Origin of the sequence: Pedobacter sp. UYP30 (assembly GCF_040547165.1) — a bacterium.
Taxonomy (GTDB): domain Bacteria; phylum Bacteroidota; class Bacteroidia; order Sphingobacteriales; family Sphingobacteriaceae; genus Pedobacter.
Map to the genome: position 1 here is coordinate 56,317 of NZ_JBEPPD010000016.1, position 22,468 is coordinate 78,784.

The window sequence follows — 22,468 nt, forward strand, 5'->3', positions numbered from 1 at the left end:
TTTGAGTAAGAAAACTGATCTCATCCTGCCCATTTGAAATTACACTTTAGGGTTTACATCCTTCCTCTCGAGCCTCTTCCTCCTTGCTGCATATCCCCACCGATGGTTCTTCCTCCTATCCTTGTTATAGAGTAGGTAAGCGAAAACATATAATACCTTTTAAGTACATTATAGTTTAAATCTACTATCGTGTTGTTTGTCGCAGTACGGCTTATGCCTTGATTTTGGTTGAATGCATCGTTTACCGCAGCCTTAAAAGTAAATTTATTCTTAAAAAACTGCCTGCTCACGTAGCTGTTTACCAAGGTGTACTGCGTATTGTAACCTTCGCCGCGGCCACTATTGTTTATATAATCTAAGTCTACCGCAAGGCGGATGTTGCCCGGAAAAACATAACTCGTCTCAAAATTAGGATTAACGGTGTAGTAAGTTGTGTTCGATTTTGGTTGTGCAGAATAAGCAGCACGATTTACTGTGCCAGATATACCTCCCGTAAAATCAAATTTATCAAAATTGGTAACAAAGGTATATCGGTTGGTAAGAGACCATGCATTGGTAACGTTCTTAATGGAATTTGTAAAATTGGTATTCCTATTGTACTGGCCACTTAACGACATATTTAAGTTTAATTTTTTATCGGGCAACAATGGCACGCCGTAGGTTACATTTCCATTACCCGAATAAACGCCGCCCACGTTTACATAAGTTGTCGCAATCTTACCATAGTTAGCGTCGTTAACATCTGTTATTAAGGTGTTATTATTGCCAATGGCATTAAAGGTTTGGTTTAAATCTAAATATGCAAAGAAAATGCGGTAATGCGCAAAATCGAAATTGTTGTACCTAAAATTAAGGTTGTTGTTAAACGAAGGCCTCAGGGTTGGATTTCCGATAAATATGGTTTGGGTATTGGTATTGTCTGGAATGGGTTGAATTTGGCTAATAGACGGCTGTTGTGTATTCCCTCTGTATCTTATGCTCAAGCGTTTAGAGTTGCTAAAGTTGTATCGAAAATTAGCGTTGGGTGTTAAGTTTATAAAGTTTTGCGTTCTTATTAGCCCCGTAGTTAAATTGCTATTTATCCTATTGGTCTGTTGGCCTGCAACGCCAATATTTAGATTATATTTTCGCTCCGTTTTGCTTAAGCTAAACCCAACAGCATTGGTAAGTGTTCTGTTTTGATATACATTGCTATATACAGAATCAACCACATCGTACATGCCACTTGCTGGATTAAAATTTAAAACCGCCCTGTCTTGGTTGTCTCTATTAAAACCGTTTTGGTAGTTAAATTCCATACTAAGCGTCTTAGAAATCGGCTCTGTATAAACTAGGCGAGAGGTATTGCCTATAGAATTATTACCTAAATTATTTAGTTGGTTTGTAAGTTTGGTGGTGTCGTTTTTTGGGGTGCTTATGTTTTCAAAAATATAATTTTTATTTTTACTGTCATTATCTCCAATAGAGGTGTTAACGTTTAACGAAATTGTTCTGCCACGCCGCTTAAACTTTTTGCGCAACAATAAGTTGTTGCTAACATTAGGAGTGGTTGCTTTTGTATTGTAATTCTGTAAACCTATTGTGTGGCCCTGCAAAAGGTTTCTATCATAAGTACTTTGGTTTACGCCATCGTTCTCTGTGTAGCTAATGTTCGGTTGGATTTTTAACGATGCTGTTTCGCCCAATTTGGTATCCACCATAAAATTAAACCTATTATTGGTTGTATTGGTGTTGTTGTTAGAGTTGTTTGCAACCGTGGTAATGGTATTGCCCAATAGGTTTTGTGTAAAGCTGTTTTGGTTGTTCAGCGCAGAAGATTTGTTAAAAAAGTAGCTTCCCTGAATCTGTGTGCCATCTTTATAGGTATCTCCAAAGTTTAAGCCCGCTGCATTTGTGGTGGTAATGCCGCCGCTTCCGCTTCCACCGCCACCACCAAATCGGTTTCCACGGCCTCCGCCGCCACCAAAATTTTGTTTGTTTACGTTGTTAAATTGCCCGATAAAGCTAATTTGTTGGTCGTTATCGAATTTGTTAACATTTATATTCCCATCGTACCTATCATTGGTGCCATAACCCAAGCTACTGTTGCCAAAGTAGCCTTTCTTCATGCTACTTTTAGTGGTAATGTTTAAGATTTTACTTCTTGCGCCGTCATCCACGCCAGAAAATTTTGCCTGTTCAGATTGTTCGTCGATGATCTGAATCTTATCTACCATATCTGCAGGCAAGTTTTTAGTGGCCAAAAGTGGATCGCTCCCAAAAAACTCCTTTCCGTCTACTTTTACCTTTGTAATGGTCTCGCCTTGTGCTTTAATGCTGCCATCTTTTGCAACCTCTACTCCTGGCAGTTTTTTCAGCACATCTTCTACTACTGCATTTTCTCTGGTCTTTATAGATTTGGCATCAAATTCTATGGTATCTTGCTTAACCACAACTGGTATGGTGGCAGTTACATCAACAGTATTTAAATCTAAACCATCATCTAACAAGGCTAAATCGCCAAGATTTATAGGCTTGTCTGTAAGCTCGAAATCTTTGTTTAAAGGCTTTAGACCAAGATAAGCTGTATAGATTCGGTATTTGCCTGGAGGCAATGCTTTTAGTTTAAAAACACCATTGGCATCTGTCTGGCCCGTAGCTACAATGCTAGAGTCCTTTAAACTTCGTATCGCTACCGAGGCTAGCTCCACAGGAGTTTTATCTTTTGCGTTAATCACCTTGCCACTAACGCTAGGGGCATTTTGAGCGTTGGCTGTGTGGCTGCATATCGCAACCACAAATACCATTATTGTTACACGAAGTAGTGATTTCATTAATTTAGATGGTGTTTTTAAATTACCCTTTCAGACTCCAAGAAGTGCTAAAGGTTTCATTAGAAAAAACACCATGAGGGTAACAATTTAAATACACAAAAAAAAAGACTCGAAAACTAGTTGTGGCGCGGCTCTGAAAAGGTTTTTTGATATACAGTAGGGCAACCGCAGCCTTTTTTAAAAATGCCACACCCACTTACTAGGGTAGTAAAAAGCAAGCAACCCAAAACTATTTTTAATTTCATCATTCTTTCAAAAACTCCTCATTCTTCAATGTAGCTGTTTGAGGATTTAAGTGATGAAGCAATACGTAGCTAAAGATTGCCATTAAGCAGCCAATCATATCACTTCCAAAATCCCACCATTCTGCAGAACGATAGGTAAATACTTTCCATTGCAAAAGCTCTATTCCTCCACCAAGCGCAATGTTGATGATCAGGATTTTAACTATTGTTAACTTTCTAAACGCAAAACTATGCTGGTATTTAATTTTTCCGTAAAGCAGCAATACCGAAAGTACAAAGAAAAACCCCAAATGGGTCATTTTGTCAAAACCTTTAAAAAAGAAACCGCTACTGCCAGTATCTGGCATGCGGATGTTGCAAAGAATCAAGATAAAAATTGCCCAGAAAATTGCCCATTTCTGGTTTCTTAAAATCTGCATATTTTCTTCTTATGCGCCAACCAAGTCTTTATAAGACTCGGCAGAGAGTAACTCGTCTATATCCTTTTGATTCGTAACGGTTACTTTTACCATCCAGCCCTGTCCATAAGGATCAGAGTTAACCAATTCTGGACCGTCATTTAACGCAGGGTTAATTTCTGCAATTGTCCCAGCAACCGGCATAAATAAATCAGACACCGTTTTTACCGCCTCTACCGTTCCAAAAACTTCGTCTTTTTCTATCGTAGAACCAACCGCGTTTATATCCACATACACAATGTCGCCAAGCTCGCTCTGCGCAAACTCTGTTATGCCAATGGTGGCTACGTTACCATCTATTTTAATCCACTCGTGGTCTTTGGTATACTTAAATTCTATAGGGAAGTCCATACGTCTACAAATTTTTGTACAAAGTTAATTATAAAACTGAAATATTAAGAAGTATTTGATTACGAGACGCAGAGGCAATTTTATTGTTACAAATAAGGCTTTTCGAAAACGAGAAGCAAGTAATCATCGGCAATTGCAGCCCCGCTTTCTGTTTCAATCTTACCCCTAAATCCCCTGAAGGGAAATTAGGGGTAAATATTTCCACGGCAATCGGGTTTAGGGCACAAGGGAACTAGCGTTTTTGAGGGGAGTTAGCAATCGTTAACTTAAGGAAATCCGCCGTCACATCGAGGTACCAAACGTCTCACAAATAAGATTTGCTCACAGAATCGATTACCTTTTCGCAAGATTTTTTTACTGCGTTCAAAAGAGATGAAGCAGTTAAGTTAATGATTAGAAATTAGTTTGGTCAAAATCCTAGTTACGCTTCACAACAATCAATTATAAACTTGATTATATTTTGTGATTATAAATCTAAAACTCCAAACGTTTCATTGTAGGGTGTTAAAATATCAATGATTTCAAAATTTGGGTTTATGTGTCTCCTAAGTGACGACTAGGTGCTTTTCGACCTGCTGTCCGAAGTAACAAAGTGGCAAACCGATATATCAAGATTTGCTTGAGCAAATAACTTTGAATCATTTGGAATGATTGCCCGAGGAGAGAGTTTATCGGTATTGATTTTATTTTCTTCAAAAATAGCATAGCCAAATGCTCCTGTTCTTTTTGCATGGTCTAAGTTAAAAGGAACTATTTAGATGTGCCTTAGCGGAAGCTCATCAATTTTTCCTCTAACACAATACTCGGCAATTGAAATTGTAGAAACCTTTAAAACTATTTCATTTTCGAGAAAATATCTAAAGTAATCTTTAGCATTGCCATGCAACGGATCCTCGTCGTTAAGTAAACGGACAAAGAAGCTGGTATCTAAAAACACGCTAAGCTTCATATCCTCCTCTAATATTTATCAGCCATTCATTTGTGTCGACCCCTTTCCAGCTTTTCTTCGCTTTGTTAATTAGATTAGTTAGATAATCTGAATCATATTTTGGACTATAGTTAACTAACTCTACAAGTTTTAAAGTTTTTGTATCAATTTCACCAATTTCAAGGTTTTGTTTTCCCTTGGCACGAACACCAAATTTTTTATACAGCAGGTTTTCTTCTTGTTCCATTAAAAAGTCTTGCCCTGTCTCTATTGCCAAATACCCAAAGTCTTCTGTATCCAAATGAATATTTGCTTTAGTTTTGCCGCCTGCATCTTTTAATATTCCATAAAAATATAGTTCTGCATCCGCCCAAATAGTCGCGGTTCTAAAAAACTTGGTAGTTGGACTTATAGAAAGTTCTATATCCTTTTTTACCGAAGTTATAAACCAAAATTCATAGTTCTTTTACTGTGAAAGATGTTGTATGCTTTCAATTGCTCTGGCAGTTTTCAAATCGAGAAAATCAATCGAATTGGATTGTTGGATCTGCCCTAAAATTGCGCTAAAACCAATTATATACTGGATTGGGGTTTTAAAAATATGTCTTACAGAACCTTCTTTAATATCATAACTTATTAACGGCCGATCTTTCTTGTTGTTAGGATACAGCAAGTCTTCTACATTTTGTAGAATACTCGCAATATGCTTAATATCATAGTTTTCGGGACTTAAATCTAAATTCCCTGATTTTCCTACAACCCTAATTTCTATGTCACCTATTTTATCCACTTAAGCAAATATACATTTTTTGTTTTCTTTGTTATTGGTAACACTAAACAATTTAATAACCGATTAATCAATTAAAAATAAACCTCAAACTAAACCCAAAATTACTAAAAGAGGTATTGAAGGTTTGCGAGGTATAGGGTTTGGTGATGTTGGAATCGTAAAACACTTTTACGTTAAATTTCTGATTGATTACGTAATCCACCGTCGGCCTAAAAGTTATGTTTTTTGCTCCCGAAGATACTTCTGCGTCTTTAACATCGGCCCTGTAGATCACCGTTTTGTTATCTCTAATGGCCACATCTAATTTAAAATCCATGTTGTTATCTAGTTTTAAGTTAGAAAACCAGCCAAATGGAAAACGAAATTTATTGGTGCGGTACCCAATGCCCACCACAATGTTATTTTCTGATAGTTGGGCCAGCTGGCTGTTAGCCAAGCTAAGTCCAAGTAGGCGCGATTTGTTGAACTCTACAGAAGCGGTCAAACTACTTTTAAATCTTGCATCAATCCCTATTAAAGGCGAAAAATATTCTGAGATAGTTACTTGGGCAAATTGATACTTTGGCAAGAAATTACTACTTGCATCTCGACTATTTACAAAACCGCTGTGCTCTCCGTAGTTTAACAAAGTGTTAAACCCATTTATGTTGTAAGCTGATCTATAGCCATGCCTAATGTCTATGGAAGAAAATCTTTCTGCAAAAAACGGAATCTTCGTCAAGCCACTATACGTTAAATTCCAGTTTGGCAAAGGAATATTTGGAAAAGAATTTGTCTTTACTTTGTTTGCGTCTTTACCAGAATAGGCTGCTAAAAAGGCCGAGATTAACACATCTTGACTTTGTTTGTCGTAACCATCTGCATAGCCATCAGTTGTTCCGCTAGAGTTTGGGTTCTGTGCACCTAATCTTCGGGAGATGATGATGCGATTTGCCATGAACTGATTAAACAAGGTAGAAACGATGCTTGAGTTGTTCTCTTTAAATGCAGTTTTGAAGGCTATGTAAGATATGCTGTAGTCGCCACTGGTAATCCCATTTAAGTTTTCAAATGCATTGGTAGCTGCGAGGTACCTAAAATTGCTTGAGTAGTTTCTGGTTTGTGCTTTATTTGCACGAAGCGTAATCCTCAAATCTTTTATAGGCTCTATTTGGCTCGTTAAGCTAAGATCTTCGTGTAGCGTGTTTACGTAAAGTTGATTTTGCAGCGTATCTGTAGTGAGCCAACCATTTCCAAGCGCCATCTCTCTAATATCTCTCTGGCTGCCAAATGCAAAGCCCAATCCTGGCGCTCCCGTTACCTTATCAATTCCAAAATAAGTGGTTTTTGGCAGGTAGCCTGGTAAAAACGTTCCTTTGGTTTGGGTGTAAGCTGCGTTTACGTTCTTAATGCTCGTTAATAAATTTATAAAAAACCCCTTACCACCTGTTGATTCTGTACTACGCAAAAACCCAAATTTGTTGTACAAAGAAGAAAAATTAAAGGTTGGGTTAAGCTGCACGGTGCGACTGTTTTGAACGGTGTTTCCCAAATTTATATTAGGATCTTGCAAGGTGGCCAAGGGCTCGGTTTGCCAGTTAAAGTTGGTTCCGTACCTGGCCTGCATCACAACCCAGTCTAACCCTGGTAATTTATTTATAGGCACGGCATAGGTAAGGTTTAGGTTATGGTTGTAATCTGTAGTGCGGCCCAATTTCTTTAGGTTTTCCCAAACTGTATCTCTTTTTAAACCATCAATTCGCCCGTCTGGTTCGTCTATAATAGAATAATTGGTCGCGTTAAAATCTAATTGAAGCGATTTGGTTAAATTCCAAGAAATACCGTAAATTCTATTGATGTTAAAATTCTTGTTAAAAGTAGTTGGGTATCCATTTTGAAAAATCGGAATGCTATTGTTTGGGTCGTTGTTTCTCAACGTATTTTCTGCATATAACCTATTTACTTCTATCCTAAAATTTATGGCACTTGGAAACAGGCTAAAGTTAAAATCTTTTAGTACCCGCAATAAGTTAGATTTTATTACTTTATCAAAAGGGGCGTAATTCTTTGCCTCCCTGGCGTACGAATACTGCAACGAGCCGCGATATACATTTTGTGAATTATCTTGGGTGATAAAATCACGATGGCTATATTTGGTAAAGGCATAACTAAGCGCAAAATTTTCTAAATCCCAAAGTTGAGCCGGCTTGCTGTTTTGGCTACGCTCTTTATGCACGTTTGTAAAATTAATTCCTCGGCGTTCGGTGTAATCTTGTGCAAAGTTTAAAATAGAGTCTTTTTGTGTTTTGCTTACACCATTTAGTGCCGTTTTCAATTCAATATCTGGCGTACTAGGATTGTACTGCGGGGTAGCGATTTGTGCCGTGTAATTTATAAACATCGGGATCTTCACTCCAGATTTTTGCGGCAGAAATTTCCCAAGCTCTACCGATGTCGAAACGTCTAACAGGGTATTATCCGATCGGTTTCTTTCCCCAACTTTTGAATCCAAAGTACCAAAACCAATGGTAGATTTGCTTCCCGAAACGTTTACCTCTGCAAAATCGGCCAGTTTCAAATTTAAGCGGACGGTTGCCGCCCATCCGCCACGTTCGTCAAACTCGGTTAAACGCAATTCGTTAAACCAAAGCAACACACTTTTATCTAAATTATCGCCTTCTACATCGCCTGCGGCACGTAACTGATTTTTTGCACCAAGCATGTACACCCGCACTTTGCTCATATCTGGCTGCCCTTTAATCGTTATGGTGTGCAGCCCGTCCGAAAAGCTAAAAGGAACATTTATTGGCCAAGGTTGGCCATTAGACAAACGGGCGGCATTTCTGGCGAGTTTCGCTTTCTGAAAAAGTGATAAATCAATGTCCATCTCATTTTCTGCAGGCCATATTTTGTCTGGGTCGCTTGTACCCGGTTGCGTAACTCTCAGCGGAATGGAATATTCGTAATAATTGTCTTGGTTATCCGTACCAATTCTTAAAAATGCTGCAACATCTCTATCGTTCAACACCAAATTGTCTACCGCTTCGGCGTGGATAAACATTTGCAATCGTTTGTAAGAACGGAAATCGCTAAATGCCGTTTTAAAGGCTGCCCTACCATAACCGTCTCTTAAATTTTTAATGGTAACCGATAGCGACTGCTCGTTTAAACGTGTATCGCCATTAAAGTTGCTATAATCCCGCTCCCTAACAATTCCAGGCGGCGTTACATAAGGAATGGGTTGTCTCTTGCCGTTCTCCTCTATATTTACAGTAGCTACTTCTATCGTAGAATTGTCAGGGGTAAGTATAGGTAAAGATGGGTCTACAATCACTTGGTCTGCCACATTTGTAGCGTTATATGCGCGCCAATCGCCACGAACTAGTTGGAGTGCCGCAAATCGCAAAATGGTTGTATCTGCAAAATTTGTCATAAATAACCTAAAAAATCTGATAGATTTAAAATCTTGTATGTCGCCGACCCGATCTTGGTATTGATCTATGGGAATGCGAAGTTGATACCAAGTAATGGCCTGCGTATTCCCATTTAAAAGTTTAGTCTGGGTGGTTACCTTATCGGTGATGAAGTTTTTCCCAACAATCATATCTGCGGGCTTTAGCGATATTTTGTATTGAAAATATTCATCGCTTTGCGTCATGTTGTTGTCTCTGTTAATGTCCTCTCCATCTGGCAAAGATGTAGCGGCAGAATTTTCTAATCCCAACTCGGCCTGCGATTGTTGCGCGGTTTTCGAATTCCCATCGGTACCGTTATAGCGCTCATAGCGTTTCAAAATGCCCGCTCCGATCTGATCTAAGGCTGGCCCACGGTAATAGCCGTAATCATCAGAAGATGGATCGGCTTCTAAACCTGCAGCGGCAGTTGGGTTTAGTTGAGGTTTTATGGAGTTTATCGCGGGAGCAAATTTTAAACGCTCATTTTGATCAGATAGCCCATCCAAGCCCACATCTTGGGCTTTTCTCGTGTCTGGATTGTTGTCGAAAGCCTGAACTACGGGTTGCAATTTAGGCACGCGACCCCAGTTGGTTTCATCGTACTTGGTAGGATCGTCTGTCGCTGGCAATCCATTTTCTAACGATTTTCTGCCGTCTTTTAAAATGTCTTCTGAAATGTTACCGAGGTTAAAATACAAATCTCCACCGGTTGAATTTGGCTTGTTGATAAACGGATCCATCATCCAAACTTCTATATATCCCACATTAAGCGCCTCGAAATCGTTGGTTTCTATTTTTCTCTGAAATCCTGCCCACCTACTTCTTGGGCTAAGCAGCGAACCATCGCTAGCAAAGCCAGATGTGCTAAAATTGTATGGGCCACGTACCGTTGGATAATAAGCTACATCTAAGGTGGTAATATTTAACGGCTGACCGACAGCCGTTTGTTTAAATGGAAACACTTCTTGCTCTATTACTTGCCTAACATACGGGTTAGAAAGTTCGTTTTTGCGATTGGCAATGTTTCCGATTAAAGAAGTAGAATTGTTATAAAAAGTTGGATCGATGTTGTAGAACGCCATTCTGGCCCGGTTGTAACCATAAGCTAGGTTATCGACCAATTGCGATTCTGGAAAAAGCTGTGGCGTTCCAGAAATTTGCCAGGCAACCGCGCCTTTTAAATCGACAACCGAGCGCGAGGCTTCAAAATCATCCAAATAACTCACGCCTCTATTACTGCCCGCAAAATTTAAAGACCTTGGGTGGCCGGGAATCAGGTTGGCGAACTCGCCATAAAAAGTAACGCTAGAAGGTGCCTTGGTAGAGATTAACGGAATCTTGTCGACCAATTTTGTTAGAAACCTAGAGGAAGCACTGTAATTAAGGTCGGCACCCCAAATGGTGTTAGATACAGGTTCGTCGCCAATGTTTACTTTTTGGGTAAGCGGCTTTTCCGTCAAGTTCATAATGGTTCCGCCAATATTTAGTTTGTTGTTTACACGATAATCTAACCGAGTACCAAATAACGAACGTTGTTGCAAACCAAAAAGTTCGTTGTTTTCTGTGGTAATCCGTATAGGCTGCCCAGAAAGCAGTAGTGCTTGGTTGATGATGCTAACCCTTCCTCCTTGATAATCCACGGTAAAATCTACCCCTTCTACCAGTGGTGTAGAGCCAGCAAAAACTTTTACAGAGCCTGGTGGTATGTTAAAAGCATTCAGGCTAAAATCTGAAGATACAGTAGATTGATAACTGCCTTTAAAAATGTAGCGGTTTTGGTTCTGAAACAGTTGTTTAGCGATGGTTTGCGTAGAATCGTATAATGCCGTAAAGGTATATTTGTTTATCAACGCTTGCTCGCTAGGTAAAAATTTTGAAGCCAAATCCTTCCCGAAAGGTTCAATAACCGGAAAGATGATCCGACCGTTTGCCGGATCGATGGTTACGTACCCATTGTTGGTGTTAAAAAGCGAAGCCGCAGCATTTGCATTTGATAAGTTGGAGCCGAATGGATTATTGGTGGCGTTCGCATCATAAGCACTGGTACCACCTCCAGAATAGGTTCCAAATGCGTTGTTTGATGAAACGAAATCAAATACGCCATCTGGCTTGCGCTCATTTTGTTGGTTTAATCTATCTAACTCGGCGAGCCGAATCCATTGTTGGTTGTTCGTATTTTGCCCCTCTGTAATTACGGGGCTTTCTACGCCGGTTTGGTTGTCGATTCTAAAAATATTAAAAACAAAATTATCTGGACTAATCTGATAACCACCTATTGAATAGATGTTTTTCATCATCAGATCCCAAGTTGGCAATTTTATTTTTGTCGTTTCATTTTTAAGAAGTTTTGTGTAAAGTACCTTAGGGTTTGTCGGATCAAAAGGAATATCTGTAGAGAATTCTCCAACTTGGTATGCTTGGCCGTTATAGGTGTACTGATACGCTACAGACAATACCTCATCACTATTTAAAGGATTGTTTAAGGAAATATAGCCGAGCTGCGGTTGGAAAGTAAATTCTTTATCAGACAACCGCCTTGCATAGACAACTTTTCCGTAATTATCTGTTGCGCCATTGCCCTGAAAGTAGGCAATAACATCGTTGTTATTTGTAAGTCGCGCGCCTTGGGGTAAATTTCTAAGCAAGGAGTTAGATTGTTGAGGAAAGCCGGCAGCAGTTGTACCAGCAGGAAGCGCCGAGGTACCGCCAGTAATCAATGCGGTATTATAGGGCTGGTTTTCGCCCAGATCTAAAAAACCCAGCACATCTCTGCTGTCTGTTGTACTACCAGATTTATTTGTGATCCAAACTTCTATGCGCGTAATCCGTATCGGCGAAGTAATAATGGGTGCATTTGCAAGAAATTTATTGTAGTTATTCCTAAAATACTGCGCTAAAAAGTAATGTCTGTTAGATTCATAACTGTCGGCGCTTACTCTAAATTCATTTTGTTGTGCACCGTTTGTAATCCTAATTTCTTTCGACTGCGATTTTTGTTGGGTGTAAACGCTGGTAACATTAAGCTTGCCAAACTGGAGTTGTGTTTTTACCCCAAACAATGCCTGCGTTCCGCTAATTAATGTTGTATTTAGAGGTAAGCTTACGTTACCGGCTTCAATTTTTTTAATAATTTCGTCCTGTCCTCCGGTGTAGTCTAATTTTATCTGGTTTTCGAAGTCGAACTGTGCTTCTGTATTGTAGTTGCTTGCAATTTTTAGCTTGGTGCCAATGTTGCCCACAAGATCCATTTGAATCCTTTGGTTGAAATCGAAATTTGTTTGCACCCTTTGTCGTTGGTTAAACAAGGGGTTTTCGTTCTTGTTTCTCCGTACCAAAAAAGTAAGTTCTGCTTCACCACGGGGCTGGATGTCTATTAGGCCGCTGCCAAATAATTTCTCAAACCCCTTGCTCCTAACTTCAATTGGAGGAATTATGCCAGTAGTTCTAACCTCGTTAACTTCTGCATCAGAATTTTTTCTAAAGTTAAAACGGGTAATCTCGCTGTTTAAATATTTCTGATATTCATCAATGGTTAAATACTTTGTTTGGGTAACGTAGGTATCTCCAATAAGTTCTTTTACAACATAACGTTTACTTTTCGCATCATACTCTACCACCGTTTTCATATTGCCCGGCTGCGGGAAGAATGAATTGGTAGTTGGGCTTAAACCAAGCAGTTGTCGCTCTTTTAACGAAAAATTATTTTGCTTAATTTTAGAACTGTCTGGCTTGTTCGGTACCACCTGCGCAGAAGTTGATACTGCACAACAAATAATAAGAAAGAGAGAAAAAAACTGAGTAGAGATTTTCTTCAAAAAAACAGGGAATTATAATTTTTTCAATGCTTGTTTTATCAGTTCCTCAACCGTAAGTGTTGGCTCAGAAACTTTTAATATTTGGTCTAATGTTTTTTCTGCGGTTAGCTTTGCAAAGCCCAGCATTACTAGTGCAGATAATGCCTCATCTTTTACGGTATTGTGCTGAGGCATAGAAATAAGCGAGTCTGAGCCCTCTTTTTTCAACTTATCTTGCAATTCTAAAACTAGCCGTTGCGCCGTTTTTGCACCTAAACCTTTTATCCGCTGTATAAGCGGATAGTCGGCTTGTACTATTGCGGCTTGGATTTCTATTGGCGTTATAGATGACAAAATCATCCGACCCGTGTTGGGGCCGATACCAGAAACAGAAATTAAGTGCAAAAATAGCCTGCGCTCCCCTTCATCGGCAAAGCCGTAAAGCGTGTGGCCGTCTTCTTTAACGTGCAGCCATGTAAACAATTTGCACCGCTCCGTTGTTGGCAGGCTGCTGTAGGTATTTAAAGAAATGTTGATGTGGTAACCTACGCCTCCAGCCTCTATAACTACATACGCAGGATTCTTGAAAGTAAGTCTTCCGTCTATGTAAGCGAACATAAAAATATTGTTAACTATTTATTTCGTAAATCTACCTTTTTTTGGGGAGTTTTTGGCCAAGCGCTCCTTTGCTTGTGCATCTACTACCGCTATGGTAACCATATTTACAATTTCGCGTACCGAACTACCAAGCTGCACAATGTGTACTGACTTGTTTAAGCCAAGCAAAATGGGGCCAACCGCTTCTGCCTCGCCCAACTCTTGCAATAATTTATACGCAATATTTCCTGCTTCTAAATTTGGAAATATTAATGTGTTTGCGGGTGCATTTACCAAACGACTAAATGGAAAATTCTCTTCTAGCAAACTACTGTTCATGGCAAAGTTTCCTTGCATCTCGCCATCTACCAAAACCTCTGGATGGTCTCTATGTAATATTTTTACTGCTGCCCTAACCTTTTCTGGCGTTTCTCCATCATTAGAACCAAAATTAGAATAAGAAAGGAGCGCAGTTCTAGGGGTGATGTTAAACTGTTTAACAGACCGATTAATCAACAACGTTATGTCTACCAACTCTTCTGCCGTAGGGTTTACGTTTACTGTGGTGTCTCCAAAAAAAACAGGGCCTTTTTTGGTCATCATCATATACATACCTGCAACCCGCCTAATTCCTGGCTCTACACCAATAATTTGTAGTGCTGGTTTAATGGTTGACGCATAATTTTTCGTCAAACCAGAAATCATCGCATCTGCTTCGCCAAATTCTACCATGCTCGCGCCAAAATAGTTTCTATCTCTCAAAGATTTTATGGCATCTGTATAGGTTACGCCGCTTCTTTCTCGTTTTTTATAAAGCGCATCTGCATAAAGCTGGCTTTTTTCCGGCTCCAATGCCGGATCTATAATTTCTACGTCGTCAAGCTCTAGGGCGTTTGCATTTATTATTTCCTGGATCTTTTGCTTGTTTCCTAAAAGGATGGGAATTGCAATGTTTTCTTCCCTCACAATCTGAGCCGCCTTTAAAATTTTATAATTATCTGCTTCAGCAAACACAACTTTTTTTGGATTTGCTTTAGCGTGGATGGTTACCGAGCGCATAATGGCATCGTCTAAGCCTAAACGCGTTCTCAGTTCTTCGGCATACTTTTCCCAATTGGTTATGGCTTTTCTAGCTACGCCGCTTTCTATCGCTGCTTTTGCTACCGCGATAGAAACTTCTGTAATCAACCTAGAATCTACGGGCTTTGGTATGATGTAATCTTTGCCAAATTTTAAATTTCTGGAATTATATGCCAAATTTACCGCCTCTGGAACAGATTGTTTGGCCAACTGTGCTATCGCGTGCACTGCTGCAATTTTCATTTCCTCATTTATCGCGGTAGCTCTAACATCTAGTGCGCCCCTAAATATGTACGGAAAACCCAATACATTATTTACTTGGTTGGGATAATCTGAACGCCCGGTAGCCATAATTACATCGGTACGGGTTTTTGTTGCAAGTTCATAAGAAATTTCTGGATTTGGGTTTGCCATCGCGAAAACGATGGGGTTTTTGGCCATTGTTTTCAACATTTCTGGTCTAACAATATTCTCAGCAGATAAGCCAACAAAAACGTCAGCATTTTTTAATGCGTCTGCCAAATTTTTAATGTCATTTCGGTTAGTCGCAAAAACCAAACGCGTGTCATCTAAATCGGTTCTGTCTGGAGTAATCAGTCCGTTGATATCCAACATAACCAAGTTTTCTTTTTTTACTCCAAGCGAGAGGTACATTTTTGAACAAGAAACGGCAGCCGCGCCGGCCCCGCTTACCACCATTTTAATTTTATCTAATTTCTTTTTCTGTATTTCGCAAGCATTTATTAATGCTGCACCAGAAATAATGGCTGTTCCGTGCTGATCATCATGCATAACAGGAATAGTCATCTCCTCCTTTAACCTACGCTCAATCTCAAAACATTCTGGTGCTTTTACGTCCTCTAAATTTATACCCCCAAATGTTGGCTCTAAGGCCTTCACTATTTTAACAAAATCATCAACGTTTTTACAATCTAATTCGAGGTCAAATACATCGATGTCTGCATAGATTTTAAAAAGCAAGCCCTTTCCTTCCATTACTGGTTTGCTGGCTTCAGCGCCAATATCTCCAAGCCCCAAAACGGCAGTTCCATTGCTAATTACCGCAACTAAATTTCCCTTGGCCGTGTATTTATAAACATCTTCTTTATTTTCTGCAATTTTAAGACAGGGTTCTGCAACTCCCGGCGAGTAAGCCAACGTTAGATCTCTCTGAGAATTTGTCGGCTTGGTAGGAATAACTTCTATTTTGCCTGGCCGGCCAGTTGAATGGTAATCTAAAGCGTCTTGTTTCTTAGTCTTGCTCTTGCTCATCGCTATTAGTTTCTATTAAAAAATGCAAGTTACAATTCTTTTGAAATGCATAAAATAATTACAAAGGTATTTTTACTTTAGCAGCTCAGAGAAACTTCAACGCCTAATTTATCGCTCAAAAAGCTAATAGCATTTTAAATTATTACTTGTCACAAGGAAAATCTGTTAGATAGCGATGTCGCCGTTATTGCTTAAAGACAAAATTAAAACTATGGCGAAAAAGCCGCAAAGTCTATTAACAGGCAGTTGATCGCCAAAACTTGGGAGGATTGACACAAACAGGATTTTTTAAACTATTTTTTTGGCTGCGCCTGATGAATTTTTCTGGCGCAGCCATTATCAACCAAAATAATCACCACTACCTAGGCGAATAGGTTACCACCGGAATAATCATTTCTTCTAACGAAACACCTCCATGTTGAAAAGTTTCGTTGTAGTAATTTACAAACTGGTTATAGTTGTTTGGGTAAACAAAGTAATTGTCATTTTGCGCAAAAATATAGCTGCTGCTGATGTTTATTTTTGGCAGCATGGCTTCGTGAGGGTTTTTTATAAGAAAAACATCTTTTTCGTTAAAGCTCAAATTACGTCCTTGTTTGTAACGAAGATTAGAGTTTGTGCTTCTATCGCCAACTACTTTTACTGGCTTTTTAACCCTTATGGTACCGTGATCTGTAGTTAACACCACCTTAGTTTTTTGTTGTGCAAGCTTCTTCAACAAATCAAATAACGGCGAGTGCTCAAACCAAGAAAGAGTTAAAGACCTATATGCCGCATCATCATTTGCTAATTCTTTAATCATTTGCATATCTGTACGGGCATGGCTTAACATGTCTACAAAATTAAAAACAACGGCATTAAAATCATTCTTTAATAAATTATTTGTGTTGTCTACCAAATCCTTTCCTTGCTCAAAGGTTAAAATTTTATGGTAGCTAAACTTACAATCTTTATGCAAACTGCGTTTTAAATTATCAGCTAAAAACTCTTCTTCATACAAATTCTTGCCACCTTCCTCATCGTCGTTCTGCCACAATTTAGGCATACGTTTTTCCATATCTAACGGCATTAGGCCAGAGAAAATAGAGTTTCTGGCATATTGCGTGGCCGTTGGCAAGATACTGGTGTACATATCTTCATCGTCTATTCTAAAGTATTCTGAAATAAGCGGATGGATTACCCGCCATTGGTCGTAGCGCAAATTATCTATCAAAATAAAGAACACAGAGGTATTGTCTTCCAAAAGCGGAAAAGCCTTTTTCTTTAAAAGTTCATTACTCATCAACGGCGCTGTATTGCGGTCTTTCATCCAAGCAAGGTAGTGCTGTTGTATAAATTTTGTAAACTGGGTATTGGCCTCTTGTTTTTGCATCGTCAAAATTTCGTGCATTTGTGGGTCGTCTAATTTTTCTAGTTCCAACTCCCAAAACACTATCTTTTTGTATACATCTACCCACTCCTCGTAACTCAGCTTGTCGCCAAGAGTCATGCCCAGTCGCCTAAAATCTTGCTGGTAAGCCATTGACGTTTTTTCATTAATGAGGCGCTTATTGTCTATAAGTTTTTTAATGGTTAACAATACCTGTTTAGGGTTGACTGGTTTTATGAGGTAATCGTCTATTTTGCTGCCAATGGCATCTTCCATTAAATTTTCTTCTTCGCTTTTTGTAATGAGTACTACTGGCACATCCGGATCGATGTTTTTAATGGCTGATAGTGTTTCTAACCCGCTCATTCCCGGCATGTTCTCATCTAAAAAAACCAAGTCAAACTGTCCATTTCTAAATGCTTCCAAGGCGTCGTTCCCGTTGGTAAACGTGGTAACATCATAACCTTTATCGTTTAATAACAGAATATGGGGTTTAAGCAGGTTGATTTCGTCATCTGCCCATAATATTTTGGTTTCTAGCATGTTAATGTAATAATAATTAAATTTTCCGTTTAATTTAAATGAGTTGATTCAAAGTATAAATAAAAATAGCAATTTTTGTACCGCATCTACCTATTTAACTCTTTTTAACTATTGAATAAGAAAAAAATAATAAACGACCCAGTTTACGGCTTTATCAGCATTCCATCAGCATTGGTTTACGATGTCATTTCGCATCCATATTTTCAGCGTTTACGCTACATTAAGCAATTAGGAATGACACATTTGGTCTACCCTGGCGCCCTGCATACCAGGTTTCATCATGCGCTCGGCGCCATGCATCTCATGTCGCTTGCCATTACATTATTGCGCAGTAAAGGAAATAACATTACCGATGCAGAAGAACAAGCGGCCTTACTAGCGATTTTATTGCATGATATTGGACACGGGCCATTTTCTCACGCGCTAGAGCATTCTTTGGTTACGGGAATAAAGCACGAAGATATTTCTCTGAAGTTGATGCAGGATTTAAACGTTCACTTTGAAGGGAAATTAGATATGGCCATCGACATTTTTAGGGGCACTTATTCTAAAAAATTCTTAAATCAGCTTATATCTGGCCAGCTAGATTTAGACAGGATGGACTACTTGAATAGAGATAGCTTTTTTACCGGCGTAAGTGAAGGGGTAATCAGCTTTGACAGGATTATCAAAATGTTAAACGTAAGCGATGATAATCTCGTTCTAGAAGAAAAAGGAATTTATTCTGTAGAGAAATTTCTAATTGCCCGCCGGCTGATGTATTGGCAGGTTTACCTGCATAAAACGGTTATTGCCGGAGAAATGCTCTTGGTAAAAATTTTGGCAAGGGCTAAGTATTTAGCGGCTATGGGCGATGAGCTGTTCGCTCCACCATCTTTAAATTATTTCTTACAGAACAATATTGATGAGCTAAATTTTTTCGAAAACGAAGAAAGTTTAAAACATTTTACAAATTTAGACGACCAAGACATACACACATCTTTAAAGGTGTGGGTAAACCATGGCGATAAAATTTTGTCTAAGCTATCGCACATGTTGGTAAACAGACATTTGTATAAGGTAGAAATTAGCACAAATTTAACAAGTGCAGATAGAATTGAGATGCTAAAGGATGATGCCGTAGCTTTGTTGGGAATTGCTAAAAAAGATATTGGATATTTCGTTTTTACTGACGTAATCAAGAACCGCGCATACCATCCTGGCGTTGGAAACGTTAAAATTTTGATGAAAAATAACGACGTACTGGATATTGCTAAAGCATCTGATCTTTCTAACTTAGAATCTTTACAAAAGACTGTAGAGAAATTTATCCTCTGCTATCCCCGAGGTATTTAGGCTTTTTTAACTAAAAATTAATTTTCTGTTGTATTTAAAATCTTATCATTGTGTAAATTATCCCTTGAACACCTTTTGAGGTTTTTTTGGTCATATCAATTTAACATTTAACTTTGTACGATGCAATTTACTGCACAAACGATTAGTGACTTTTTAAATGGCTCTATAGAAGGCGATGCCGAAGTTTTGGTGGGCGAGCTTTCTAAAATTGAGGATGGAAAAGAAGGTTCCCTTTCGTTCTTATCTAACCCCAAGTACGAATCGTTTTTGTATGGCACACAAGCTTCGGTTGTTTTAGTCTCCAAAGATTTTAAGCCAGCGCATCCTTATAAACCAACCCTTATTAGAGTAGATAACCCTTATAGCGCCTTTACCGTTTTATTAGACAAGTACAATGAACGGATAAATGCCAAGACTAACGAACAAGGTGTAGAGCAATCTGCATTTATTCATCCAACGGCTAAAATCGGCAAAAATGTGTTTATCGCGGCATTTAGTTATGTTGCAGAGCAAGTAGAAATTGGCGATAATGTTAAAATATATCCGCAAACGTACATTGGCCAGAATACTAAAGTTGGCGAGGGGTGCATTTTTCACCCGGGCGTAAAAATTTACCACAACTGCATTATTGGCAACAAAGTGATCGTTCACGCAAACACCGTTATCGGTAGCGATGGTTTTGGCTTTGCGCCTCAGCCAGATGGCACTTACAATAAAATACCTCAAATAGGCAATGTAATTATAGAAGATAACGTAGAGATTGGCGCAAATACAGCAATAGATAGAGCTACATTAGGTGCTACCATTGTTAGGAAAGGGGCAAAAATAGACAACCTTATCCAGCTGGCACACAATGTAGAAATTGGACAAAATACCGTCCTTGCAGCCCAGTCTGGCGTATCTGGCAGCACCAAAATTGGCCCAAATAGTGTGGTTGGTGGCCAAGTTGGCATTGCCGGACATCTTAATTTGGCAAAGGGAACGCAAATTGGCGCTCAGGCTGGGGTCAATTTTAATATTTCAGAAGAAAACAAGCAATGGCATGGCAGCCCTGCTCAGCCTTTACGTAACTGGATGCGCTCTTCGGTAATTTTTAAGCATTTGCCCGACATCAAAAAACGAATTGACCTACTCGAACAAGAAATAAAAAGACTCACTTCAGAACTAGAAAGGAACACTTTACCAAAATGAACGTTAGACAAAAGACGATAAGCAAAGAAGTATCTGTATATGGCGTAGGATTGCATACTGGTAAAAATGTAAACTTAACTTTTTGCCCAGCACCAGAAAACCATGGCTTTAAATTTCAACGTATTGATATAGTCGGACAACCAATAATAAATGCCGATGCCGATCTTGTTAGTGATACAAGCAGAGGAACTACTCTTAGTCAACACGGAGCAACCGTTAGCACCGTAGAACATGTTCTCGCATCGTTGGTGGGCATGGATTTAGATAATATTTTAATTAAACTAGACGGGCCAGAAACACCCATTTTAGATGGGAGTAGTATACAATTTGTAGATTTATTGGAGCAAGCTGGCACGATAGAGCAAAATGCCTATCGAGAGTATTTTGTTATCCCACATAACATTACCTATACAGAAGAAGATAGAAGGGTAGAAATAGTGGCAATGCCTTTAGACGATTATCGTTTTACTTGCATGATTGATTACAACTCGCCGGTTTTAGGCAGCCAACATGCTGGTATCAACACCATTGCAGAGTTTAAAAAAGAGATTGCCTCTTGCCGCACATTCTGTTTCTTGCATGAATTGGAGTACCAATTAAAACACAATTTAATAAAGGGCGGCGATTTAAATAATGCTATCGTTATCGTAGACAAAGAGGTTGATAGAGAAGAGCTTGATAATTTGGCCAAGCTTTTTAATCGAAAAGACATTAATGTGGCCCCGCAAGGGATTCTAAACAACATGGAACTCCGCTACCAGAACGAGCCTGCCAGACATAAGTTATTAGATATGATTGGCGATTTGGCCTTGGTGGGCATGCATTTAAAAGGCCATATTATGGCAGCTAGACCTGGGCATGCGGCCAATATTGCATTTGCAAAAAAAATAAAAGCAGCTATTAAGAAAGAAAAAAGCAAAAAACTGCAAAAAGTTTACGATCCAGCCAGCCCGGCTTTATACGACGTTGTGAAGATAATGGAGATTTTGCCACATAGGGCGCCATTTCTTTTTGTCGATAAAATCTTAGAACTGTCTAAAAATCATGTGGTTGGCGTAAAGAACGTAACCATGAACGAAGAATTTTTTAAAGGCCATTTTCCAGGCGCACCCGTTTTGCCAGGGGTTATCCAAATTGAGTCTATGGCGCAAGTGGGTGGCATTTTGGTGTTAAGTACCGTGCCAGATCCGCACAATTATTTAACCTATTTTTTAAAAATAGACAAGGTACGTTTCAGAGCACAGGTGCTGCCTGGTGATACACTTGTATTCCGCTGCGATTTATTAGAGCCGATAAGAAGAGGGATAGCCCAGATGAAAGGTGTGGGTATGGTGGGCGATAAGGTTGTGGTAGAAGCAGAAATGATGGCCCAAATATCCAAAGTTAAACAAGTAGTAGAAGCTTCTTAAAATATGATCCAGCCCCTAGCATATATACACCCACAAGCCAAAATTGCAGAAAATGTAGTAATTGAGCCTTTCGTGGTGATTCACAAAGATGTTGTGATAGAAGAAGGTACGTGGATTGGATCTAATGTAACCATTATGGATGGTGCCCGCATTGGCAAAAATTGTAGGATTTTTCCAGGCGCTGTTATTTCTGGCGAGCCACAAGACCTAAAGTTTGAGGGAGAGGTTACTACTGCAGAAATTGGCGACAACACCACCATTAGAGAATGCGTTACCATCAACAGAGGCACCAAAGATAGATGGAAAACGGTAATTGGTAAAAACTGCCTGATTCAAGCCTACTCACATATTGCACACGATTGCCATGTGGGCGATAACTGTATTTTCTCGAACAGCACGACGTTGGCGGGACACATTATCATTGGAAACAATGTTGTACTTGCAGGTTTAGTAGCCATACATCAATTTGTTAAAGTAGGTTCATTTGCATTTATTACTGGTGGCTCGTTGGTTAGAAAAGATGTTCCCCCATACGTTAAAGCAGCTAGAGAGCCCCTTTCTTACGCAGGCATAAACTCTGTAGGATTAAGGAGAAAAGGCTTTTCTAATGAGAAAATTGATGAGATACAAGAAATCTATCGGGTGCTTTTTGTAAAGCACAACAATGTTACCAAAGCGTTAGATATTATCGAGGCAGAATTTAAGCCGACCGAGATTAGAGACGAGATTGTAGACTTCATCAGAAACTCCAATAGAGGAGTGATGAAGGGTTTTGGAATGGGAAGCTAGTTGACCTCAGGTTGAGACTAAGGTCGAGCACAGAACAAAGATAAAGAAAGGTTGAAGGTAGAAGGTGCAA

General features: G+C 39.2%; 14 protein-coding genes. 4 read left to right on the forward strand and 10 right to left on the reverse strand.

Going from position 1 to position 22,468, the window contains the following annotated elements; genetic code table 11:
• Positions 1-53: 53 nt before the first annotated feature.
• The 10 genes from ABIB40_RS15925 to porX form a co-directional block, all read right to left on the reverse strand.
• Complete coding sequence (locus ABIB40_RS15925) at positions 54-2,813, reverse strand: TonB-dependent receptor (protein ID WP_354360379.1); 2,760 nt, start codon at positions 2,811-2,813, stop codon at positions 54-56.
• Positions 2,814-3,057: 244 nt separating this feature from the next.
• Positions 3,058-3,477, reverse strand: a complete 420-nt coding sequence (locus ABIB40_RS15930) for a VanZ family protein (RefSeq protein ID WP_354360380.1) — start codon at positions 3,475-3,477, stop codon at positions 3,058-3,060.
• A gap of 9 nt (positions 3,478-3,486) precedes the next feature.
• Positions 3,487-3,867 (reverse strand): glycine cleavage system protein GcvH, encoded by a 381-nt coding sequence (gene gcvH / locus ABIB40_RS15935; protein ID WP_354360381.1) that lies wholly within the window; start codon positions 3,865-3,867, stop codon positions 3,487-3,489.
• A gap of 754 nt (positions 3,868-4,621) precedes the next feature.
• Entirely contained in the window at positions 4,622-4,816 is a 195-nt protein-coding gene (locus tag ABIB40_RS15940) for a hypothetical protein (protein ID WP_354360382.1), read from the reverse strand.
• On the reverse strand, positions 4,806-5,096 hold the full coding sequence (locus ABIB40_RS15945) for a hypothetical protein (protein WP_354360383.1): 291 nt from the start codon (positions 5,094-5,096) through the stop codon (positions 4,806-4,808). The genes ABIB40_RS15940 and ABIB40_RS15945 overlap by 11 nt, the downstream gene beginning before the upstream one ends.
• A 165-nt stretch (positions 5,097-5,261) precedes the next feature.
• Positions 5,262-5,585 (reverse strand): hypothetical protein, encoded by a 324-nt coding sequence (locus ABIB40_RS15950; RefSeq protein WP_354360384.1) that lies wholly within the window; start codon positions 5,583-5,585, stop codon positions 5,262-5,264.
• Positions 5,586-5,652: 67 nt separating this feature from the next.
• Positions 5,653-12,834, reverse strand: a complete 7,182-nt coding sequence (gene sov, locus ABIB40_RS15955; protein ID WP_354360385.1) for a T9SS outer membrane translocon Sov/SprA — start codon at positions 12,832-12,834, stop codon at positions 5,653-5,655.
• A 12-nt stretch (positions 12,835-12,846) separates the two neighbouring features.
• Complete coding sequence (ruvA, locus tag ABIB40_RS15960; protein ID WP_354360386.1) at positions 12,847-13,431, reverse strand: Holliday junction branch migration protein RuvA; 585 nt, start codon at positions 13,429-13,431, stop codon at positions 12,847-12,849.
• A gap of 18 nt (positions 13,432-13,449) precedes the next feature.
• A complete protein-coding gene (locus ABIB40_RS15965; protein ID WP_354360387.1) occupies positions 13,450-15,762 on the reverse strand; it encodes an NADP-dependent malic enzyme in 2,313 nt (770 codons plus the stop codon).
• Between the two features lie 358 nt (positions 15,763-16,120).
• Positions 16,121-17,674 (reverse strand): T9SS response regulator signal transducer PorX, encoded by a 1,554-nt coding sequence (gene porX / locus ABIB40_RS15970; protein WP_354360388.1) that lies wholly within the window; start codon positions 17,672-17,674, stop codon positions 16,121-16,123.
• A 111-nt stretch (positions 17,675-17,785) separates the two neighbouring features.
• Here porX and ABIB40_RS15975 point away from each other — a divergent pair, with 111 nt between their 5' ends.
• From ABIB40_RS15975 to lpxA, 4 genes are all read left to right on the forward strand, one after another.
• A complete protein-coding gene (locus ABIB40_RS15975; RefSeq protein WP_354360389.1) occupies positions 17,786-19,009 on the forward strand; it encodes an HD domain-containing protein in 1,224 nt (407 codons plus the stop codon).
• 120 nt (positions 19,010-19,129) lie between these two features.
• A complete protein-coding gene (gene lpxD, locus ABIB40_RS15980; protein ID WP_354360390.1) occupies positions 19,130-20,200 on the forward strand; it encodes a UDP-3-O-(3-hydroxymyristoyl)glucosamine N-acyltransferase in 1,071 nt (356 codons plus the stop codon).
• Positions 20,197-21,609, forward strand: coding sequence for a bifunctional UDP-3-O-[3-hydroxymyristoyl] N-acetylglucosamine deacetylase/3-hydroxyacyl-ACP dehydratase (locus tag ABIB40_RS15985; RefSeq protein WP_354360391.1), 1,413 nt, complete (start codon positions 20,197-20,199; stop codon positions 21,607-21,609). The genes lpxD and ABIB40_RS15985 overlap by 4 nt, the downstream gene beginning before the upstream one ends.
• Positions 21,610-21,612: 3 nt before the next feature.
• Positions 21,613-22,398, forward strand: a complete 786-nt coding sequence (gene lpxA, locus ABIB40_RS15990; protein ID WP_354360392.1) for an acyl-ACP--UDP-N-acetylglucosamine O-acyltransferase — start codon at positions 21,613-21,615, stop codon at positions 22,396-22,398.
• Positions 22,399-22,468 lie beyond the last annotated feature (70 nt).

Bases quoted from the DNA above. Each gene is read 5' to 3' on its own strand.
- ABIB40_RS15925 (WP_354360379.1), bottom strand. From the start codon at position 2,813: ATGAAATCACTACTTCGTGTAACAATAATGGTATTTGTGGTTGCGATA.
- ABIB40_RS15930 (WP_354360380.1), bottom strand. From the start codon at position 3,477: ATGCAGATTTTAAGAAACCAGAAATGGGCAATTTTCTGGGCAATTTTT.
- gcvH (WP_354360381.1), bottom strand. From the start codon at position 3,867: ATGGACTTCCCTATAGAATTTAAGTATACCAAAGACCACGAGTGGATT.
- ABIB40_RS15940 (WP_354360382.1), bottom strand. From the start codon at position 4,816: ATGAAGCTTAGCGTGTTTTTAGATACCAGCTTCTTTGTCCGTTTACTT.
- ruvA (WP_354360386.1), bottom strand. From the start codon at position 13,431: ATGTTCGCTTACATAGACGGAAGACTTACTTTCAAGAATCCTGCGTAT.
- ABIB40_RS15965 (WP_354360387.1), bottom strand. From the start codon at position 15,762: ATGAGCAAGAGCAAGACTAAGAAACAAGACGCTTTAGATTACCATTCA.
- porX (WP_354360388.1), bottom strand. From the start codon at position 17,674: ATGCTAGAAACCAAAATATTATGGGCAGATGACGAAATCAACCTGCTT.
- lpxD (WP_354360390.1), top strand. From the start codon at position 19,130: ATGCAATTTACTGCACAAACGATTAGTGACTTTTTAAATGGCTCTATA.
- ABIB40_RS15985 (WP_354360391.1), top strand. From the start codon at position 20,197: ATGAACGTTAGACAAAAGACGATAAGCAAAGAAGTATCTGTATATGGC.
- lpxA (WP_354360392.1), top strand. From the start codon at position 21,613: ATGATCCAGCCCCTAGCATATATACACCCACAAGCCAAAATTGCAGAA.